The sequence below is a fragment of the Oerskovia enterophila genome, from assembly GCF_044748475.1.
GTDB classification, from domain to species: domain Bacteria; phylum Actinomycetota; class Actinomycetes; order Actinomycetales; family Cellulomonadaceae; genus Oerskovia; species Oerskovia enterophila.
Genome location: NZ_JBIVFZ010000003.1, coordinates 431,389 through 451,126, shown reverse-complemented (window position 1 = coordinate 451,126; position 19,738 = coordinate 431,389). Strand labels below are relative to the sequence as shown.

The window sequence follows — 19,738 nt, the reverse complement described above, 5'->3', positions numbered from 1 at the left end:
GATGGTCGGACAGTCGGCCTCGGTGCAGACCGGGGTGGCCAGGACGTCGACCGAGCACGTCGACGTGTGGCAACGACTGCAGCCGACCGAGCTGCTGGGTCCAGGATCGCTCGCGGACCCGACCACCGGGGCCGTCGCTCCGCCGTCGGGCCGTGAAGTACCTGCCGGGCGCAGGCCCGAGCGCCCCTCCCGCCCCGCCCGTCCCACGGTCCGCTACCGGCGGATCGCCGGCCTGGACGGGTTGAGGGCTCTGGCCGTCGTCTCGGTCATGCTCTTCCACTTCGCGCCGCAGCTGCTGCCGGGCGGGTACGTCGGGGTCGACGTCTTCTTCGTGCTCTCGGGCTTCCTCATCACGACGCTCCTGGTCCGCGAGTTCCGGGAGCGGCGCACGCTCTCGCTGAGCCGGTTCTGGATCCGCAGGGCGCGTCGACTGCTCCCCGCGCTCGCGCTCGTCGTGCTCACGAGCACGGCGGTCGCGGGGCTCGTGGGCGGCGACGTCCTGGTCGGGATCGGCGCGCAGGTCGCCGGGGCGGCCACCTTCACGAGCAACTGGGTCTACGTCGCGCAGGGCAGCACGTACTCGGGCGGTCTCGCGCCGCAGCTCTTCGCCAACCTGTGGTCGCTCGCGGTCGAGGAGCAGTTCTACCTGCTCTGGCCGCTCGCGGTCCTCGGGGTGCTCGCGCTGCGGATCACCCGGCGCCGGGCCCTGGTCCTGGCAGGGGCTCTCGCGGTGGTCTCCGCCGTCGCGATGTCGCTGCTGTACGTGCCGGGTACGGACCCCACCCGGGTCTACTTCGGCACCGACACGCACCTGTTCGGGCTCATGATCGGTGCGTTCCTGGCCTTCTGGCACCTGCGGACCGGGCGCCCGACGCTCGTGCGCGAGTCCCCGCGGACGTCGACCACGCGCGGCGCGGCGTTCGTGCTCGGTGCGGGGATCGTGGGCGCGGTCGTGCTGGTGCTCGCGATGCTCCGGATGCCGTGGGACGCAGCGGTGACCTACCGAGGCGGGCTCTTCGTCGTGTCGCTGGCCACCGCCGGGGTCGTCAACCTCGTCCTGCACGCCCCTCGGCTGGGCCAGGTGCTCGACAAGGGCCCCGCAGGCTGGATCGGCGCCCGCTCCTACGGGCTCTACCTGTGGCACTGGCCCGTGCTCGTCCTGGTCGCCGCGATCGCGGGCGGCGGTGGCCTGTACGCGACCCCCGGTCCGTGGGTCGCTCTGACCGCGACGGCCGTGACCGTAGTCGCAGCGGCCCTGTCCTACCGCTTCGTCGAACGGCCGGTCATGGGACGAGGGCTCGGCGGCTACGTCCGCACGGTCGTCGCGTGGGCCCGGCGGGGTGCCGCGGGGCGGAACCCGCTGCCCGTGCACGGGTGGGTCACGCTCGCGGCGTCGGTGCTCGTCGTGGGGCTGGCCGTCGCGGGGTTCGTGCGGGCCCCGGCCGTCTCCTCGGTCGAGTCGCAGATCCTCGCAGGGCAGGAGGTGGCGGCGGGGACGCAGCAGCCGGGTGGAGCGGCGGTCGAGGAGGCGCCGGTCCCCGAAGCGGCCCCGGAGCCCGCGCCTCCGGACCCGGCGGTCCAGGAACCCGCGGCGCCAGCCGCGGTCCCAGGACCCCCACCGGGCGACCAGGTCACGATCATCGGCGACTCGGTCACCCTCGCGAGCGCACCGGCGCTCGCGGCTGCACTGCCCGGGGTGCTCATCGACGGCGCGGTCTCCCGGCAGATGAAGGACGCCGGTGGGCTCGTGGACGCGGTCCGGGCGGCCGGGAACCTGCGGCCCTACGTCGTGGTCTCGCTGGGCACGAACAGCACGGTCGACGCCGCGATGATGGACCGGGTCCTCGCGACGATCGGACCGGACCACACCGTGGTGCTCGTGACGGGGTACGCCGACAGGTCCTGGGTGCCTGTCGCCAACGCCGAGATGATCGGGGCCTCCCAGCGGTTCGGCAACGTCGTCGTCGCGGACTGGAGCGCGGCGATCGCGGCCCAGCCCACGCTCCTGGGGCCCGACGGCGTGCACCCGGCCGGGGAGGGGACCGCGCTCTACGCGAGCGTGGTCGCGGCCGGCCTCGCGCAGGCGGTCGCGCTCCGCGGCTGACCGTCCTCCGCTCTGCGAGGCCCTGGTCCGCGCTGTCCGGACCGGTCACCTGCGGTGGGCGTTCGGGACCCCCCGGCCATACAGGTGCCGGCGCCCCTGGCCCTCGACGTCACCCGGCGCTCCTGTGGCGGGAAACGTCCCGAAGCGTCATCGTTGATAGCGATCTGTGAAATGTTCGATCGTCACAGTCTGTTCACAGTGTGGCTTGCCGCACCCCGACGACCGAGGGATCCCGATGAGCGACAACACCGCAGGCGGGCCGCCGCCGGAAGAGAACGAGCCCACGCCGCAGAACCCGTACGCGAGCACGCCCGACCCGGACGCCGCGCCGCCTCCCTCCGAGCCCGTGCAGCCCGTCACGCCTCCGGTGACCCCGCCCGCACAGCCCACGCCGCCGACCGCACCGCCGGTCACGCCCCCGACAGCACCGCCCGTCGCCCCGCCCCCCTACGGGGCACCGACCCCGTCCCCGGCCGCACCGCCCTACGGCGCACCAGCCGGAGGTCAGCCTCCGGTCGCTCCGCCTCCCGGCGGAGGTGGCTATCCGCCCCCGGGTGGCGGCTACCCGCCGGCAGGGGGTGGGTACCCACCTCCCGGTGGCGCGTACCCGCCTCCGGGGCAGCCCGCCTACGCGGGCGCCGCGCCGTTCGCGGTCGGTGACGCGATCGGCTTCGGCTGGAAGAAGTTCTGGGCGAACCCCTGGCCGTGGGTCCTGGCGATGCTGATCTTCCTGCTGATCAACACGCTCTTCAGCTGGCTCTCCGGCGGGTTCGACCGACTCGGCGACTACACGTCCGACAACTACGGTGACAGCGGCATGTTCGCGTCGTTCGGGTTGAGCTTCCTCGGCATCCTGCTGACGATCGTCGGGGTGATCATCAGCTACCTGATCGCGGCGTTCTACTCGCGCGGGGCGCTCGACGAGACGCAGGGGCGCAAGCCCGACGTCGCTGCCTTCTTCCGGATCGCGAACGTGGGCAACGTCCTGCTGGCCGCGTTCTTCGTCGCGGTGATGTCGATCATCGGCTACTTCCTGTGCATCCTGCCCGGGATCGCGGTCGGCATCTTCTCGGCCTTCGTCTACTACTTCACGCTCGACAAGCAGCAGGACGCGATCACCGCGATCAAGTCGAGCTGGTCCCTCGTCGCGAAGAACTTCGGGTCGGTCTTCCTGCTGCTCCTCGCGCTCCTCGGTATCAACATCGTGGGCTTCCTCGTGTGCCTGATCGGACTGCTGGTCACGCTCCCGCTGTCCTACATCGCGGTGGCCTACGCCTACCGCCGTCTGATCGGCGAGCAGCCGGTCTGACCGGAACAGCAGACCAAGGTCACCGGGCCCCGGTGCCGCTCTCGTGGAGCGGCGCCGGGGCCCGGCGCCATGTCGGGCGAGGTCGTGGGCGGGACCGGTGCGCCCAGCCCCCGGGCAGGGTGGCCCCGGGCGATCGCGACCGGCTAGCGTGAGGCGCCCGGTCCGTCACGAAGGGTCCGGTTCGACCGCAGAGAGGCCACGATGAGCGACCAGCACTCCTCCGACCAGGTTCCGGACTACGGGCAGTACGTCCCGCCGGCCGACCAGGGCGGCGCCCCCGGCCCCCAGGGACATCCGGGCCAGAACGGCTATCCCGGTCAGCCCGGCGGCTACGGGCCGTCCGCCGGCCAGCAGCCGGGACAGCAGGGGCAGTACCCGCCGACCGGACAGTTCGGGCAGTACCCGCCGCAGGGCCAGCCGGGACCGGCCCAGCCCCTCTCGCCGGCGGACACCAAGACGTGGGCCAGCCTGTCGCACCTCCTGGGCGGCATCCTCGGCTTCCTCGCGCCCCTCGTGATCTGGCTGGTCTTCCGTGAGCGCAGCTACGTCGTGGACGGCGAGGCCAAGAAGGCCCTCAACTTCCAGATCCTCGTGGCGATCGTGCTGGTCGGTGCGAACCTCGTGCTCCCCGGCCTCCTCGAGGGCCTCGTGATCTTCGGCGTGTGGGTCACGTCGCTCGTGTTCGGCGTCCTGAACTTCCAGGCCGTCGGCAAGGGCCAGGCGACCAGCTACCCGGTCGACGTGCGGATCGTGAAGTAGCTCAGTCGACCGTCACGAAGTCGATGAGCTCCTCGACCCGGCCCAGCAGGGACGGCTCGAGGTCGGCGTAGGTCCGCACGGTGCCGAGGATGCGCTGCCAGCCCCGGGCGACGTCGGCCTGCTCGGCCGCGGGCCACCCGAGCTCGCGCAGGATCCCGCGCTTCCACTCGGTACCGCGCTCGATCACGGGCCAGGTGGTCAGGCCGACGCGCTCGGGGCGCACGGCCTGCCACACGTCCACGTAGGGGTGGCCCAGCACCTTGACCGTGCCGGGGCGCACGCCTCGCAGCGCCTCGGCGACCAGGCGCGTCTCCTTGCTGCCCGGGACCAGGTGGTCGACCAGCACGCCCACCTTGCGCTCCGCCGTCGGGCTGAAGTCCTTGAGAGCTTCCGCGAGGTTGTCCACGCCGTCGAGGAGCTCGACCACGACGCCCTCGATGCGCAGGTCGTCGCCCCAGACCTTCTCGACGAGCTCGGCGTCGTGCTTGCCCTCGACCCAGATGCGCGAACCGCGGGCGACGCGGGCGCGGACGTCGGCGACCGCGCGCGAGCCCGACGCGGTGCGCGTGGGCGCGGCGGGGGCTCGCGAGGTCACGGGTGCCGTCAGCTCGACGGGCTCGCCGTCGACCCAGAAGCCGGGGCCCAGGGGGAAGGTGCGTGTCCGTCCCGCACGGTCCTCGAGGACGACGATGTGCATGCCGCCCGACTTCTCGACCCGTACCACCGCGCCGACCCAGCCGGTCTCGACGTCCTCGACGACGAGGCCGCGCTTGGCGGGCTGCGGACGCGAGACGGGGCGCCTGCGGTGGGGGACCGGGGCGGGGGTCGCGCTGGACAGGACGTCGGCACCGTAGCGATCGAAGCTCACCCGACTCACCCTAGGCGGTGGTCGGCCCCCCGCCCGGAAGGGGCGCGCGGCGACCCGTGAACCGCCGCACGGCTCGCCGGGTGCCGCGGCGCCGCCCGTGGTACGACTGGCCGGTGAGCACTTCGAGCGGTCAGGCCGCGCCCGACCCCCAGCGATGGCGCGTCCTGGGGCTGTGTCTCGCGGTCGGCTTCATCACCATGCTCGACGTGTCGATCGTCAACGTCGCGCTCCCGTCGATCGAGAAGGCGCTCGACGCGGGCCCCACCGAGCTGCAGCTCATCGTCGCGGGCTACACGCTGGCGTTCGGTCTCGCGCTCGTCCCCGCGGGTCGCCTGGGTGACGCGGGCGGGCGCCGCACGCTGTTCATCGTCGGGCTCGTGGGCTTCGCGCTCACGAGCCTCGCGGCGGGCCTGGCGCAGAGCGACGAGTGGCTCGCGATCGCGCGGCTCCTGCAGGGGGCGAGCGCGGGCATGCTGAACCCGCAGGTCATCGGGCTCATCCAGCAGATGTTCTCCGGGTACGAGCGCGGCAAGGCGTTCGGCATGTTCGGCGCGACGATCGGCGTCTCGACGGCCCTCGGGCCTCTTCTCGGCGGGTTGATCCTCCAGGTCGCGGGCGAGGAGAACGGATGGCGGTGGATCTTCGGGATCAACGTCCCGATCATCGCGGTCGTCCTGCCGCTCGCGATCCGTTTCCTGCCCGCGACGCAGCGCAAGCCCGGGCCGCGCAAGCTCGACCCCGTGGGCCTGGTCCTCATCGCGGTCGCGACGGTCGCGGTCATGCTCCCGTTCGTCACGACGTCGGGCCAGGACGACGACCCGGGGCGCTGGTGGTGGCTCGCGGTCGGGGCGGCCGCGGTGGCCGCGGCCGTGGTGTGGGAACGGCGCTACCAGCGCACCACGGGCGCCCCCGTCCTGGACCCGCGGGTCCTGTCGCTCACCTCGTTCCGCAACGGCACGCTGCTGGGGATCACCTACTTCGCGGGCTTCACGGGGATCTTCCTCGTCGCGACGCTCTACCTGCAGAACGACCTTCACTTCACGCCCCTGCACGCGGGGCTCATCGGCATGCCGTTCGCGATCGCGTCGGGCGTCGCGTCGTGGCTCGCGGGGCGCGGCGTCGCGCGCTGGGGGCGTCCGCTCGTGGTGGCCGGGCTGGTCGTGGTGCTCGTGGGGCTCGCAGGCGTGATCCTCGCGATCCGCGTGACGGGCGACGACGTCTCGGCCGGAGGGTGGGCCATCGCCCTGACCATGATGGTCGCGGGGATCGGGAGCGGCACCGTCATCTCCCCGAACCAGACGCTGACCCTCGCACGGGTGCCGGTCGAGCTCGCGGGGGTCGCGGGGAGCATGCTCCAGCTCGGGCAGCGCGTGGGCTCGGCCATGGGCATCGCGGTGGTCCTCTCGACGTACTACTCGCTCAAGGCGGGCGGCGCGACGGGCGCCGTCGCCGCGAGCACCGCGATGCTCATCACGGTCGCGCTGGTCGCGGTCTCGCTCGTGGTCGCGGTCGTGGACCTGCGGGCGCGCCACCAGCAGGGCGCTCCCGAGGGCAAGGTGCCGTCCGCGACGTGAGCTCCGCCGTCGGGCTGGGCACGTCGTGCGCCGCGCGGTGCTGCCGGGCGAACGCACCAGGCCCGACGGCGGAGCGTGCGTGGTGTGGTCGGGTGCGGCACGCCCCCCGGTGGGGACCCTTCCCGCAGACCCCGTGAGGAGGATGTGCACGGCGCCCGTCGGTCTCCCGCGACCGCGTAGAATTAGCACTCGACGGTAGAGAGTGCGAACGCGCGACGATCGGCAGGAGGTGGACATGAGCGAGGAACGACGGCTCGATGTGCTGCGTGCGATCGTCGAGGACTACGTCCTCACCAGGGAACCGGTGGGGTCGCGGGTCCTCGCCGAGCGGCACCGCCTGGGCGTGTCCCCGGCCACGATCCGCAACGACATGGCCGCCCTCGAGGAGGACGGCTACATCGCCCAGCCGCACACGTCGGCCGGGCGCATCCCCACGGACAAGGGCTACCGCCTGTTCGTGGACAGGCTCTCGACGGTCAAGCCTCTGTCGTCGCCCGAGCGTCGCGCGATCGAGACCTTCCTGTCGGAGGCGGTCGACCTCGACGACGTCGTGGCGCGTGCCGGGCGTCTCCTCGCCCAGCTCACGGGGCAGGTCGCCGTGGTCCAGTACCCGTCGCTGCGCCGCTCCGGGCTGCGTCACCTCGAGCTCGTGCCGGTCGGTGACCGCCGCCTGCTCGTGGTGATCATCACGGACACGGGCCGCGTCGAGCAGCGCACCCTCGAGGTCGCCGCGGGCCCGGACGAGGCGACGCTCGCCGAGCTGCGCTCGCGGCTCAACGCGGTCGCCGCGGGCAAGCGTCTCGCCGAGCTCGGGCAGGGCTTCGCCGAGGTCGCCGAGCAGTTCCGTCCCGAGCACCAGGACCTGGCCCGCTCGCTCGCGCTGCTGGTCGAGGAGACCCTCTCGGAGGAGTCCGAGGAGCGCATCGTGCTGGCCGGCACCGCGAACCTGGCCCGGGTCGGGATGCGGTTCGAGCACGCGCTGCGGCCGGTCCTCGAGGCGCTCGAGGAACAAGTCGTGCTGCTCGGGTTGTTGACCGAGATGGCCGCGGAGTCCGGGGTGAGCGTGCGGATCGGTCACGAGACGCAGCTCGAGGGCCTCGCGGAGACCTCGGTCGTGACGAGCGGATACGGTAACGAGGGCGACTCGGTCGCGCTGATCGGTTCGATCGGACCGACCCGCATGGACTATCCAGGGACGATCGCCTCGGTCCGCGCCGTGGCGCGGTACCTGTCGCGCGTCCTGACTGCATGAGCATGGTTCTTGCGCCACCGGGCGCGGCGACCGGGCCCTCGGGCCAGGTACGTGCCGCGGGGCGTTGTCGGAAGTCGCCGATCCACCGTCGGCGTGCGCTAGTAGAGAGTGACCTGTGAGCGACTACTACGAGATCCTGGGCGTGCCCCGGGACGCGAGCCAGGACCAGATCAAGAAGGCCTACCGCAAGCTGGCCCGTGAGCTGCACCCTGACGTCGCGGGCGAGGCCGCCGAGGACAAGTTCAAGGACGTGTCCCGCGCGTACGAGGTCCTGTCCAACCCGGACAAGCGCCAGCAGTACGACCTCGGTTCGGACCCGTCCGCCGCCGGTGGCGGCATGGGCGGGGGCTTCGGCTTCCAGGACATCTTCGAGACGTTCTTCGGCGGGGGACAGGCGCAGTCCGGCCCCATCCCGCGCGCCCGCCGTGGCCAGGACTCCCTGGTCCGGCTCGACATCGACCTCTCGGAGGCGACCTTCGGGGCGCGCCGCGAGCTCCAGGTGGACACCGCGGTGGTCTGCGGGACGTGCAGCGGCTCGTGCTGTCGCCCCGGCACCTCGCCGCGCACCTGTGACGTCTGCAACGGGCGCGGCACGGTCCAGCGCGTGGCCCGCTCGTTCCTCGGCCAGGTCATGACGACCGCCCCGTGCGCCGCGTGCCAGGGCTTCGGCACCGTCATCCCCGAGCCGTGCGCCGAGTGTGCGGGCGAGGGGCGCGTGCGCAGCCGCCGCACCCTGACCGTGAACGTTCCCGCGGGCGTCGACACCGGCACGCGCATCAAGCTCACGTCCCAGGGCGAGGTCGGCCCGGCCGGCGGCCCCGCGGGCGACCTGTACGTCGAGATCCGCGAGCGCAACCACGAGATCTTCGTGCGCCGCGGCGACGACCTGCACTGCACGCTCCAGGTCCCCATGACCGCTGCCGCGCTCGGCACGGTCCTCGAGCTCGAGACGCTCGACGGACCGCAGGAGATCGACCTGCGCCCCGGCACGCAGCCCGGCCAGATCGTCACGCTCAAGAACCTCGGTGTCGGGCACCTGCACACGGGTGGCCGCGGTGACCTCAACGTGCACGTCGAGGTCCAGGTGCCCACGGGCCTCGACGACGAGCAGCAGGAGCTGCTGCGCTCGCTCGCCAAGGCCCGCGGCGAGGAGCGCCCGGACCCGCGTCTGTCGGCCGCGCACCCGGGGGTCTTCTCCCGTCTGCGCGACAAGCTCTCGGGGCGCTGAGGCATGAGCGCACCGGTCTTCCTCGCCGAGGCGGGCGGCTCGTCGGACGGTGCGACCGCGAGCGGCCTCGCCGGGTACCCTGCGGGCTCGCTCTACGTGCTCGACGGCGCCGAGGGGCGCCACGCGGGCGTCGTCCAGCGACGCGGGGTCGGTGAGCACGTCGACGTCGTCGACGGCGACGGGCTGCGGCTGCGGTGCGTCATCGAGCTCGTCGAGGCCGCCCAGGTCAGCCTGCGTGTCGAGGAGGTCGTGCAGGAGCCGGCGCCCGACGTCGTCGTGACCCTCGTCCAGGCCCTCGCCAAGGGCGACCGGGACGAGATGGCGATCGAGGCCGCGACCGAGGTCGGGGCCGACGCCGTCGTCCCGTGGCAGGCCGAGCGCTCGATCGTCGTGTGGCGAGGGGACCGTGCCGCCAAGTCGCGGGCCCGCTGGCTCGCGACCGTGCGCGCAGCGACCAAGCAGGCCCGCCGTGCGCGCCTGCCCCGCGTCGACGTCGCGATCGACACGCGCGGGCTCGTCGAGCGCACGCGTGAGGTCGTCGCGTCGGGCGGCGCGGTGATCGTCCTGCACGAGGAGGCGAGCGCCCCGCTCGCCGAGGTGACCCTGCCCGTCCCCGCGTCCGAGCACGAGTCCCTGGCGGGCCGGGCGCCCGAGGTGCTCGTCGTCGTCGGGCCGGAGGGCGGCATCTCCGACCGCGAGGTCGAGGCCCTCACCGAGGCCGGCGCGCTGACCGCGCGGCTCGGGCCGCACGTGCTGCGCACGTCGACCGCCGGACCCGTCGCGATCGCGCTGCTCGTCCAGCGGCTCGGCCGCTGGGACGGGACGCCCGCGTGAGCGGACGCGCTCCGGAGCGTGCAGTCGCCGGGCTGTGGCCCGGCGACCGGGGGTAGCCTGCCGACATGACGAGCAACGACACCTCCCGGCCCACCGACCCGGACTGCCTGTTCTGCAAGATCGTCGCGGGGGAGATCCCCGCGACGGTCGTCGCCTCGACGGACCAGGCGGTCGCCTTCAAGGACATCAACCCCCAGGCCCCGCTGCACGTCCTCGTGGTGCCACGGGCGCACCACGGCGACATCGCGCAGCTCGCGGCCGCGGACCCCGAGCTGCTCTCGGGCGTCGTCGCGCTCGCGGACGCCGTGGCGAGCGAGCAGGCCGACGGCCAGTTCCGGCTCATCTTCAACTCGGGCCCGCGCGCAGGCCAGAGCGTCTTCCACGTCCACGGACACGTGATCGGCGGCAAGGAGCTGGGCTGGACCCCGGCCTGACCTCGTCACGACCCGCGGAGGGTGCCGGGCGCAGGACACACCCGCTCAGGGCGTAATTCGCCCTGACCCGTCGCCCTGCGCTCGTTACCATGGATGCACCACGAAATCTCCCCGACCTGCAGAAGGAGTGCCTCGGCGCAAGCCGGCTCATGCCATCCTCGACACCACCCTTGCCGCACGGCTCGTCGACGCCCGGCCCCGGAGGCTCCTCCCGCGACCCGGGGCGCGCGCGCTCCGAGCAGACGAACGGCACGGACGACCGGGGGGCGCCGGGCGCCCAGCACCCCAGCACACGGGTCGAGCACCGGATCGTCGTCCCGTCCCACGTCTCCATGGCGGCCCTGCTCGGCAGCGGTGACTCGGTCCTGCGTGCGGTCGAGGCCGGGTTCCCCTCGGTCGACGTCCACGCGCGGGGCAACGAGATCGTGGTCAAGGGGCCGGTCGGCGACGTGGCGCTCGCCTCGCGGCTGCTCGACGAGCTCGTCGAGGTCGTCGAGTCGGGCACGCAGCTCTCGGCCGACGTCGTCACGCGCTCGATCGCGATGCTCACGGCCGCGACGGCGTCGCGGCCTGCCGAGGTCCTGACGTTCAACATCCTCTCGAACCGCGGTCGGACTATCCGTCCCAAGACGGTCGGTCAGAAGCGCTACGTCGACGCGATCGACGCGAGCACCGTGACCTTCGGGATCGGTCCTGCGGGGACGGGCAAGACCTACCTCGCGATGGCCAAGGCCGTCCAGGCGCTGCAGGCCAAGCAGGTCAGCCGGATCGTCCTGACTCGCCCCGCGGTCGAGGCGGGCGAGCGGCTCGGGTTCCTGCCGGGCTCGCTCTCGGAGAAGATCGACCCGTACCTGCGCCCGCTGTACGACGCGCTGCACGACATGATCGACCCCGAGTCGATCCCCAAGCTCATCGAGGCGGGCACCATCGAGGTGGCCCCGTTGGCCTACATGCGTGGCCGGACGCTGAACGACGCGTTCATCATCCTCGACGAGGCGCAGAACACCTCGACCGAGCAGATGAAGATGTTCCTCACGCGCCTCGGTTTCGGCTCCAAGATGGTCATCACGGGCGACGTGACGCAGGTCGACCTGCCAGGGGGCACCACCTCGGGGCTGCGCGTCATCGAGGACGTCCTGACCGGGGTCGACGACGTCGAGTTCTGCCGGCTCACGTCGACGGACGTCGTCCGCCACCGCCTCGTGAGCGAGATCATCGACGCCTACGCCCGCTGGGACGTGAGCAGCGCACGGCCCGCACGCGACGGCGGCAACCACCAGCACGGCTCGGCGCGCGGAGGCACCTCCCGCCAGGGCAGACCACGAGACCAACGAGAGCAAGGGGCACGCTGATGAGCGTCGAGATCAACAACGAGTCCGGCTACGAGGTCGACGAGGCCGAGTTCGCGGCGCTGGCGCGCTACGTCCTGGACGCCATGCACGTGCACCCGCAGAGCGAGCTCGGCATCCGCTTCGTCGAGACCGACGTCATGACCGAGCTCCACGTGCGGTGGATGGACGAGCCCGGACCCACGGACGTCCTGTCGTTCCCCATGGACGAGCTGCGTCCGGGTCGCGACGGCGACGTGACCCCGGCCGGCGAGCTGGGCGACATCGTCCTGTGCCCCGAGGTCGCGGCCCAGCAGGCCGTCACGGCCGGCCACTCCACCGCGGAGGAGATGCTCCTGCTCACCACGCACGGGATCCTCCACCTGCTCGGGTACGACCACGCCGAGCCCGAGGAGGAGAAGGAGATGTTCGCGCTCCAGCGCAAGCTCCTGCTGACCTTCCTCGCCAGCCGATGACCGAGGTCCCCGTCGCGCTGCTCCTCGTCCTGGCCGTGCTCTGCGTGGTCCTCGCGGGCGCGCTCGGCGCGGGCGAGAGCGCGGTCATGCGGGTCACGCGAGCCGCGGTCGCCGAGGCGCTCGCGGAGGCCGAGGCCGGCACGGGGACCGCTGGTGCGTCCGGGGGCGGGGCCGGAGGCCCGGTCCCGCCGCGCGTCGCCCGCGCGCGACGCGTCCAGTCCCTGACCGAGGACCCTCCGCACACCGCGGCCGCGCTCGCGTTCCTGCGGGTCGTCGCGGAGATGGTGGCCGCCGCCTGCGTCACGCTCCTGGTCTCGGTGTGGCTCGACGACTGGTGGCAGGCGCTGCTCGCGGCGCTGGTCTTCGCGGTCGTCGTGGCGCTCGTGTTCGCGCGCATCGCGCCCCGCGCGCTGGGGCGCCGGCACCCCGTGCAGGTCCTGCTCCTGCTCTCGGGCGTGCTCGCGCCCGCGGTCGTGCTCACGGGCTGGGTCGCGCGCGTCACGGGCTCGAAGGAGGACTCGGACGGCCCGCACGAGCGCGAGCTGCGCGACATGGTGGACCGCGTGAACGAGTCCGAGATCATCGAGGAGGAGGAGCGCGAGATGATCCGCTCCGTCTTCGAGCTGGGCGACACCCTGACCCGTGAGGTCATGGTCCCTCGGACCGACATGATCACGACCCCGGCCACCACCCCGCTGTCCAAGGCGCTGTCGCTGTTCCTGCGCTCGGGGTTCTCGCGCCTGCCCGTCACGGGCACGTCGGTCGACGACCTCGTGGGAGTCGTCTACTTCAAGGACGTCGTCAAGGTCGTCAACGCCTCGCCCGAGGCCGGCTCGCGGCGCGTGGCGGACGTCGCCCGGCCCGCGATCTTCGTGCCCGAGTCCAAGCCCGTCGACGACCTGCTGCGCGAGATGCAGGCCTCGGCCTCGCACATCGCGATGGTCGTCGACGAGTACGGCGGGGTCGCGGGGCTCGTGACGATCGAGGACGCGCTCGAGGAGATCGTGGGCGAGCTGACCGACGAGCACGACAAGTCCGGTCCCGAGATCGAGGACCTGGGCGACGGGGAGTTCCGCATCCCGGCGCGGCTGCCGCTCGACGAGCTCGGCGAGCTGTTCGACCTCGACATCGAGGACGACGACGTCGACACCGTGGGCGGCCTGCTCGCCAAGGCGCTGGGCAAGGTCCCGCTCCCGGGATCGGTCGCCGAGGCGCAGGGCGTGCACATGATCGGCGAACGGGTCGAGGGACGACGCAAGCAGCTCGCGACGGTCCTCGTGCGCGCCGTCGCCCCGGAGCACGAGACGGACGGGGCGGACGAGACGCCGTCGGGCCGTACCGACCGCCAGGAGCGCCACGACCACCGGGAGCGCTCCGAGCGCGACCACCAGACACACCCCGAGCGTGCAGAGCGCGCCGGGAGGACGAGCGAGGACCCGCGCCGCGCGGGCCAGACGAACGAGAGAGAAGCACACCGGTGACCCAGAACGACCCAGCAGCACCCGAGCACAAGTCCGGCTTCGCGTGCTTCGTCGGACGACCCAACGCGGGCAAGTCCACGCTGACGAACGCACTGGTCGGGCAGAAGGTCGCGATCACCTCCGGGCGCCCGCAGACGACCCGGCACACGATCCGCGGCATCGTGCACCGTCCCGACGCCCAGCTCATCCTCGTGGACACGCCCGGGCTGCACCGCCCGCGCACGCTCCTCGGCGAGCGGCTCAACGACCTGGTCCGCGAGACGCTCGCGCAGGTCGACGTGATCGCCTTCTGCCTGCCCGCGGACCAGAAGGTCGGCCCGGGCGACAAGTACATCGCGGCGCAGCTCGCCGACCTGATGAAGGGCCGGCGACCCACCCCGGTCGTCGCGGTCGTGACCAAGGCGGACCTCGTGGACCGCGAGACGCTGACCAAGCACCTGCTGGCGGTCGACCAGCTGGGCGAGTGGCAGGACATCGTCCCGGTCTCGGCCGTGGACGGCTTCCAGGTCGAGGTCCTCGAGCAGGTCCTCGTCAAGCACCTGCCGAAGGGCCCAGAGCTCTACCCCGGTGGTGAGCTGACCGACGAGCCCGAGGCCGTCATGGTCGCCGAGCTGGTGCGCGAGGCCGCGCTCGAGGGCGTGCGCGACGAGCTGCCGCACAGCCTCGCGGTCGTGGTCGACGAGATCCTGCCGCGCGAGGGCTCGGGCAACCCGGCGACGGGCAAGCCCCCGCTCCTGGACGTGCGCGTCAACCTGTTCGTCGAGCGCGACAGCCAGAAGGCCATCATCATCGGGCGCGGCGGGTCGCGGCTGCGGCACGTCGGCACCGAGGCGCGCAAGGGGATCGAGGCGCTGCTCGGCGCGCGCGTCTACCTGGACCTGCACGTCAAGGTCGCCAAGGACTGGCAGCGCGACCCCAAGCAGCTGCGCAGGCTCGGCTTCTAGGGTGGGCCCCCGGTCCGCCCTCGGGACGTCCCGCCTCTTTCCTCGAACGCAGGCGGGACCCCAGCCCACCTCGATACGATCCTGACGTGATCTTCCGGACCGCCGCCACGAGCGCCGCCCTCGCGATCGGCCTCGCCCTGGTCGGTGCGGTCACGGGACCCCAGTGGGATCCCGTGCCCGTGACCGACCACCTCGAGCCCTCGACGCCCGACACGACGATCGGCGGGCAGGGGCCCGACGTCCAGCCGGTCGGGACCTACGCCGTGCAGGAGACCCCTGTGGTCGTCCAGCTCGACGGGACGAGCGTCGACGGGATCGTGCGCGAGCCCCTCGACGCTCCCGAGGGCCTGCCCGGGGTGGTCTTCCTCCACGGCGCGGGCACGGGCTCGGCCGACGAGGCGTTCGTCGACGTCGCGACCGACCTGGCGAGCGCGGGCGTGGTCACGCTCGTGCCGTCCAAGCGGCTCGACACGTACACGACGCGGCACCGGGACTACGTCGACATGGCCGACGACTACGAGCGCTCGGTCGACCTGCTGCGCGCCAGGCCGTCGGTCGACCCCGAGCGGGTGGGGCTGTACGCCGAGTCGGAGGGCACCTGGGTCGCGCCCGTGCTCGCGGACCAGGACCAGGACGTCTCGTTCGTGGTCCTGGTCTCGGCCCCGGTCGTGCCGCCGCGCCAGCAGGCGGGGTTCGCGGTGGACTCGTACCTGCGCAACACGGGGGTGCCGCAGGGGGTCTTCCGGGCGATCCCGCGGGCGGTCGGCATGGAGATGCCCGGAGGGGGCTTCGAGTACGCGGACTTCGACGTCACGCCCTACCTCGCGCGGCTCTCGGTGCCGACGCTCGTGGCGTACGGCACGGCCGACCCGTCGATGCCCGTCGAGCAGGGTGCGCTGCGCATCATCGCCGACGCCGGGGCCAACGGGAACCACGACGTCACGGTCCGCTTCTACGAGGGCGCCAACCACGGCATCAAGATCGACGACGTCATGGTCCCCGAGTTCCCGCGGGACGTCAGCGCCTGGGTGCAGGGTCTGCCGGGGACCGCGGGCGCGCCGCCGACGGTCGCGGGCGGGCAGCCGAACCAGCTCTACCTGGCCTCGGCCGTGCCGAACCCGCGCTGGTACGGCAACGGCGACATCGTCATCGGGTTCGTGATCGTGGGCGGGGTGCTGCTCGTGGTGGGCCCCCTGGTGTGGCTGGTGACGGGGGTGGTGCGCAGGGTCCGGCGCACCCCGCACCCTGCCGGTCGTCTCGCTCCGGGGTTGCGGTGGCCGCTCGTGGGGCTGGCCGTGGGGTCGGTCGCGACGATGGCGGGACTGGTCGTGTACCTGGTCGCGGTCGCGCGGCTCGCGCTCGACTACAAGACGGACTCGTGGGTCGTGCAGGGTGGGTGGATCGCGGTGCGTCTGCTCGGTCTGGCGACGGTCGTCGCGGCCGCGTTCATCATCAACAGGTTGTCGGACCTGCGCCAGGCGCGCAAGGCGGTCCTGGCCTCTCCCGAGGGTGGCGGGGTCGTGGTGCGTCCGGCGACGGGCGTGGGTGCGCGCACGACGCTGTGGGCCACGGTCGCCGGCTCCACGATCCTGCTCGTCACGCTCGCGTACTGGGGCGTCTACCAGCTGGGTATCTGACGCCGGACGCGTCGGGCGCCTAGGGTCGAGGCATGGGACGACGCGCGCGCGACGGGGCCGAGGGGCGGATGCGTTCGTTCGCGCTCGAGGAGGTCGAGGACGACCTCGACGAGCCTGCCCGGGTCCTGCCGGGCCCGGGGGTGCAGGGCACCGCACCGGCTCACGGTGAGGTGCCCGACGACGGAGCTCACCTCGTGGCCGCGGGCCGCGGTCCGGTGTCGGGCGGGTCGTCCGGAGGAACACGGCCCGGTCGGCGCCTGTCGCGCAGGGCCCGTGGGCTGCTGGGAGCTGCTGTCGCCGCCGTGCTCGTGCTCGTCGTGGGCGGGCTCGTGGTCGGAGAACGGAACGAGGCCGCACGCATCGAGCGGGTCCTGGCGTCGCCGGGCGGTGTCCGGAGCCTGGGCGCGGACGTCGCGGTGCTCTGGCGCATCGACCCCGTCGCGGGCGGGAACGCCCCGGACCTGGGCCGGTGGAGCCAGCCGATCCTGGTGGACGGGGTGCTCGTCGTCCCAGGGGATCCCGTGGCGGGGTACGACCCGGTCACGGGGAAGCGTCTGTGGAGGGTGGCGGAGTCGTCGGTGCCGGCGGCGAGCGCGTCCCGCAGCGGGGACCAGACGAGCTGCAGCGGCAGCGGCCCGCGCTGGGACCGGGGCCCCGTCGTCTGCACGACGTCCGACTTCCGCCCCGTGACCATCTTCGGCGAGACCTCCGAGGAGGCGCACCTGCGCGGCGTCGAGGTCATCGACCCGGCGACCGGTGAGGTGGTCACCTCGCGGGCCGTCGACGGGGAGACCACCGCGGCGACCGTCGCGTTCACGGACGGCCTGGCCACGTTCGCGTGGGGTGCGGGAGGCCAGGTCGTGGTGACGCTCGAGGACCTGGCCACGGGGGAGGTGCGGTGGACCCGAGAGCTGCTCCCCGACCGCGAGGAGAGCGCGGTGAGCGCGCGCTATCTCCAGGGGTGGCCCGACGGCGACGGGCTCCGTGTCGAGGCGACCGGCCTCAGCGTGACGCTCGATGCGGACGGCGCCTCCGTCGGCAGGCGTGCGGCAGGGTCGTGGGACTCGACGCTCCCCGACGGAGGCAGGGTCTCGATGGAAGGCGACGGGACCTGGACGGTCTTCGCCCCTGACGGCCGCGAGTCGTTCAGCGTCGAGGGGAACGTCGTGCCGTTCGACGTGACCGACGGGTCGGTGGACGCCCCCCTGTTCGTCTCGGACGGGGGCGACGTGATGGACGCGGCCGGGACGATCGCCCGACCCGTCTTCTCGGCTCTCGACCGCCGGACCGGGCAGACCCTCTGGACGGGCGAGGGGCCTCTCGACCGTGCGGTCGCACAGGTCGGGGACGTCGGCGTCCTGTCGGGCGCCGGGCGACTGTGGGGGGCCGACCTGGCCACCGGCGAGCGGGTCTGGGAGGCCGAAGGAGCCCTGCCGTACGGCCAGTCCTTCACCGACGGCACGGACCTCTACCTGGTCGGGCAGAGCGGGACCGGTGCGACGCGGGTCACGGCGATCTCGGTCGAGTCGGGCCAGGTGCTCTGGGCGACCGACGTCCCGGAGCTCTCGACCTGGACGTTCAGTGCCGGGGGCCGGCTCGTGCTCGTGACCGACGAGGGCGGGCTCCTGGGACTGGGCTGAGAGGAGGCCGACGCTCGGCGGCTCCATCCCGTCGGATCGGGGCTACCGTGGAAAGGGTGGCCCCACGCCGTCGTGAGCACTCCGCCCACGCCGTCGAGCTGGTCGAAGTGGCCGAGCTCGACGACGACTTCGACGCGGCCTGGGGGCCGGCACCTGGGGGGCGGGCCGCCGCGGGAGGGGGCAGGGACGGGTCGCCGCCGGAACCGGATCGAGGCCGCCCGGGGAACCCGAGCCCGCGACGTGGCGGCCGTGCGGGCACGGACACGCCCGGCACCGGCGTCTCCAGCAGCACCGTGGGTTCGGCGGGCTCGGCCGGTGCGTCAGCGCCGGACGGGTCCGCACTGCCCTCCCGTGCCCGCCGGGTCCCGGTGCGTGCCCTGGTCGTCGCCGCCGTGGCCGTGGCCGTGGCGGGCACGGGCGCGTCCTTCGTCGTCGGGGGTCTCTCCGACCGTCATCGGGCCGGACTCGTCGCGACCCAGCCGGGCGGTCTGTGGTCGGTCGCCCCCGATCCCGACGTCGTCTGGCGGGCGCCGACCGACGGAGGGTGGCCCGCGGCCGTGGAGGGGCAGGTCGTGCTCGAGGCCGACGGCGTCCTGCAGGGCCTCGACGTCGCGACGGGCGAGCCGCTGTGGTCGGCCTCGTTGCCCCAGGGTGCGAGCGTGTGCGGCCCCGACCTGCTCGACCCGGGGAGCGTGGGATCGCCCCTCGTGTGCGTGACGGAGGTCGACCCGGCGCCGGCAGGGGAGCCGTCGGGCGCCGGAGACGGCCCGGTCGACGCCTCCGAGCCGTCGACCTCGCGCGCCACGTTCGTCGTGACCGTCCTCGACCCGGCAGGCCAGGTCGTGGGGACCCGTGTGCTCGCGGGGACGACCGACGCGGCCGCCCCCCTCGCCGGCGGGCTCGTGGCGACGGCCCGACGGGACGGCGACCGTGCGGTCGTGAGCTGGGAGGAGGCCCTCGACGGGGCGCTCGTGCGGACGCGTGTCCTGCACGCGGCGGGCTATCCGGTCGACGCCGTCGGCTCGACGACCCGGGAGGGCGACCGGGACGCGGGGACGATCGCGCTCCACGGCCTGCGCGGGCTGCTCCACGTCCGGGCGCCGGACCTGCGCGAGACCTTCGACGCGTCCGGAGAGTACGCGACCGGCTATGCGCGGCCCCGGTCCGTGCCCGGAGGCTGGGCCGCCGGCGGACCCCTGCCGGGCGACCTGCGCGTCCGGGCAGCGCTCGACCCCCGCTCGGGCCAGGTCGAGGAGGTGCACGTGCTCGACGCGGACGGCAGCGAGCGGTACGTCCTGCCGGGCGAGCCGTTCGTCCCGGCGGTGACCGACGGGACGGTGCCGCACGTCCTGGTCGTCCGGTCACCCGGGTTCACGGGGTACGACGCACTCTCGGGGCGCCGCCTGTGGCACCGGGAGGAGTGGCCAGAGATGATCTGGCTCCAGACCGACGACGTCCTGGTCGTCGAGTCGGGCTCCCGGCTGATCGCGATCGAGACCCGCACGGGTCGAGACCTCTGGCGGCGCTGGCTGCCGAGCGAGGTCCACCGGGCCTTCACCGACGGCGACTCCCTGCTCCTGACGAGCACGATCACGGGACGCCGGGACGACCCGGACGTGGGGACGTCCGAGCTCGTCTCGCTCAACCTGTTCGACGGCGGTCTCGAGTGGCGAGACGTCCTGGATCCCACGTACCGAGAAGTCGTCTCGGCGCAGGGACAGCTCTTCGCGGTCACGGACACGGAAGTGGTCCGGATCGGTTGAGGGGTCGGCCGGTCTCCTGGTGGGAGACTTGAGCCATCGGTGATCAACCGGTAGAAACTGACGGGGCCGTCATGGCCTGAATCCGGTGCTCGACCGATCCCGAGGCC

The 19,738-nt window shown here is 73.1% G+C and carries 16 protein-coding genes; 15 read left to right on the top strand and 1 reads right to left on the bottom strand.

Annotation, left to right across the window (positions count from 1 at the left end):
- Position 1 precedes the first annotated feature (1 nt).
- The 3 genes from ACIPWA_RS11355 (at position 2) to ACIPWA_RS11345 (ending at position 4,172) form a co-directional block, all read left to right on the top strand.
- Positions 2 to 2,104: an acyltransferase family protein gene (locus ACIPWA_RS11355; protein ID WP_400290214.1), complete on the top strand. Its 2,103-nt coding sequence runs from the start codon at positions 2 to 4 to the stop codon at positions 2,102 to 2,104.
- Positions 2,105 to 2,339: 235 nt separating this feature from the next.
- Positions 2,340 to 3,413, top strand: coding sequence for a DUF2189 domain-containing protein (locus tag ACIPWA_RS11350; RefSeq protein ID WP_400290212.1), 1,074 nt, complete (start codon positions 2,340 to 2,342; stop codon positions 3,411 to 3,413).
- A 201-nt stretch (positions 3,414 to 3,614) separates the two neighbouring features.
- On the top strand, positions 3,615 to 4,172 hold the full coding sequence (locus ACIPWA_RS11345) for a DUF4870 domain-containing protein (protein WP_400290210.1): 558 nt from the start codon (positions 3,615 to 3,617) through the stop codon (positions 4,170 to 4,172).
- 1 nt (position 4,173) lies between these two features.
- On the opposite strand, the gene ACIPWA_RS11340 is transcribed toward ACIPWA_RS11345, so the two are convergent.
- Entirely contained in the window at positions 4,174 to 5,040 is an 867-nt protein-coding gene (locus tag ACIPWA_RS11340; protein ID WP_400290208.1) for a DUF3097 domain-containing protein, read from the bottom strand.
- Positions 5,041 to 5,153: 113 nt separating this feature from the next.
- Here ACIPWA_RS11340 and ACIPWA_RS11335 point away from each other — a divergent pair, with 113 nt between their 5' ends.
- From ACIPWA_RS11335 to ACIPWA_RS11280, 12 genes are all read left to right on the top strand, one after another.
- Positions 5,154 to 6,614 (top strand): MFS transporter, encoded by a 1,461-nt coding sequence (locus ACIPWA_RS11335; protein ID WP_400290206.1) that lies wholly within the window; start codon positions 5,154 to 5,156, stop codon positions 6,612 to 6,614.
- Between the two features lie 235 nt (positions 6,615 to 6,849).
- Positions 6,850 to 7,866 (top strand): heat-inducible transcriptional repressor HrcA, encoded by a 1,017-nt coding sequence (hrcA, locus tag ACIPWA_RS11330; RefSeq protein ID WP_068627623.1) that lies wholly within the window; start codon positions 6,850 to 6,852, stop codon positions 7,864 to 7,866.
- Between the two features lie 115 nt (positions 7,867 to 7,981).
- Entirely contained in the window at positions 7,982 to 9,094 is a 1,113-nt protein-coding gene (gene dnaJ, locus ACIPWA_RS11325) for a molecular chaperone DnaJ (protein WP_056650773.1), read from the top strand.
- A gap of 3 nt (positions 9,095 to 9,097) precedes the next feature.
- The gene (locus ACIPWA_RS11320) at positions 9,098 to 9,928 is read left to right on the top strand and encodes a 16S rRNA (uracil(1498)-N(3))-methyltransferase (protein ID WP_400290204.1); all 831 of its coding nucleotides are present in this window, start codon (positions 9,098 to 9,100) and stop codon (positions 9,926 to 9,928) included.
- Between the two features lie 65 nt (positions 9,929 to 9,993).
- Positions 9,994 to 10,362 (top strand): histidine triad nucleotide-binding protein, encoded by a 369-nt coding sequence (locus ACIPWA_RS11315; RefSeq protein ID WP_354507129.1) that lies wholly within the window; start codon positions 9,994 to 9,996, stop codon positions 10,360 to 10,362.
- 332 nt (positions 10,363 to 10,694) lie between these two features.
- Complete coding sequence (locus ACIPWA_RS11310; RefSeq protein ID WP_082848983.1) at positions 10,695 to 11,714, top strand: PhoH family protein; 1,020 nt, start codon at positions 10,695 to 10,697, stop codon at positions 11,712 to 11,714.
- Positions 11,714 to 12,166, top strand: a complete 453-nt coding sequence (gene ybeY, locus ACIPWA_RS11305; protein ID WP_056650782.1) for an rRNA maturation RNase YbeY — start codon at positions 11,714 to 11,716, stop codon at positions 12,164 to 12,166. Before ACIPWA_RS11310 ends, ybeY begins: the two co-directional genes overlap by 1 nt.
- Positions 12,163 to 13,647, top strand: a complete 1,485-nt coding sequence (locus tag ACIPWA_RS11300; protein ID WP_068708531.1) for a hemolysin family protein — start codon at positions 12,163 to 12,165, stop codon at positions 13,645 to 13,647. The genes ybeY and ACIPWA_RS11300 overlap by 4 nt, the downstream gene beginning before the upstream one ends.
- Positions 13,644 to 14,591 carry a GTPase Era gene (era, locus tag ACIPWA_RS11295; RefSeq protein ID WP_056763410.1) on the top strand — a complete coding sequence of 316 codons (948 nt, stop codon included), beginning with the start codon at positions 13,644 to 13,646 and terminating at the stop codon, positions 14,589 to 14,591. Before ACIPWA_RS11300 ends, era begins: the two co-directional genes overlap by 4 nt.
- Positions 14,592 to 14,677: 86 nt before the next feature.
- Positions 14,678 to 16,228 carry an alpha/beta hydrolase family protein gene (locus ACIPWA_RS11290; RefSeq protein ID WP_400290199.1) on the top strand — a complete coding sequence of 517 codons (1,551 nt, stop codon included), beginning with the start codon at positions 14,678 to 14,680 and terminating at the stop codon, positions 16,226 to 16,228.
- Positions 16,229 to 16,260: 32 nt separating this feature from the next.
- On the top strand, positions 16,261 to 17,868 hold the full coding sequence (locus tag ACIPWA_RS11285) for an outer membrane protein assembly factor BamB family protein (RefSeq protein WP_400290197.1): 1,608 nt from the start codon (positions 16,261 to 16,263) through the stop codon (positions 17,866 to 17,868).
- 56 nt (positions 17,869 to 17,924) lie between these two features.
- Positions 17,925 to 19,631: an outer membrane protein assembly factor BamB family protein gene (locus tag ACIPWA_RS11280; protein ID WP_400290194.1), complete on the top strand. Its 1,707-nt coding sequence runs from the start codon at positions 17,925 to 17,927 to the stop codon at positions 19,629 to 19,631.
- The last annotated feature ends 107 nt before the right edge of the window (positions 19,632 to 19,738 follow it).

Coding starts and splice junctions, on each gene's coding strand:
- ACIPWA_RS11355 (WP_400290214.1), top strand. CDS start 2: ATGGTCGGACAGTCGGCCTCGGTGCAGACCGGGGTGGCCAGGACGTCG.
- ACIPWA_RS11350 (WP_400290212.1), top strand. CDS start 2,340: ATGAGCGACAACACCGCAGGCGGGCCGCCGCCGGAAGAGAACGAGCCC.
- ACIPWA_RS11345 (WP_400290210.1), top strand. CDS start 3,615: ATGAGCGACCAGCACTCCTCCGACCAGGTTCCGGACTACGGGCAGTAC.
- hrcA (WP_068627623.1), top strand. CDS start 6,850: ATGAGCGAGGAACGACGGCTCGATGTGCTGCGTGCGATCGTCGAGGAC.
- ACIPWA_RS11320 (WP_400290204.1), top strand. CDS start 9,098: ATGAGCGCACCGGTCTTCCTCGCCGAGGCGGGCGGCTCGTCGGACGGT.
- ACIPWA_RS11315 (WP_354507129.1), top strand. CDS start 9,994: ATGACGAGCAACGACACCTCCCGGCCCACCGACCCGGACTGCCTGTTC.
- ACIPWA_RS11310 (WP_082848983.1), top strand. CDS start 10,695: ATGGCGGCCCTGCTCGGCAGCGGTGACTCGGTCCTGCGTGCGGTCGAG.
- ybeY (WP_056650782.1), top strand. CDS start 11,714: ATGAGCGTCGAGATCAACAACGAGTCCGGCTACGAGGTCGACGAGGCC.
- ACIPWA_RS11300 (WP_068708531.1), top strand. CDS start 12,163: ATGACCGAGGTCCCCGTCGCGCTGCTCCTCGTCCTGGCCGTGCTCTGC.
- ACIPWA_RS11285 (WP_400290197.1), top strand. CDS start 16,261: ATGGGACGACGCGCGCGCGACGGGGCCGAGGGGCGGATGCGTTCGTTC.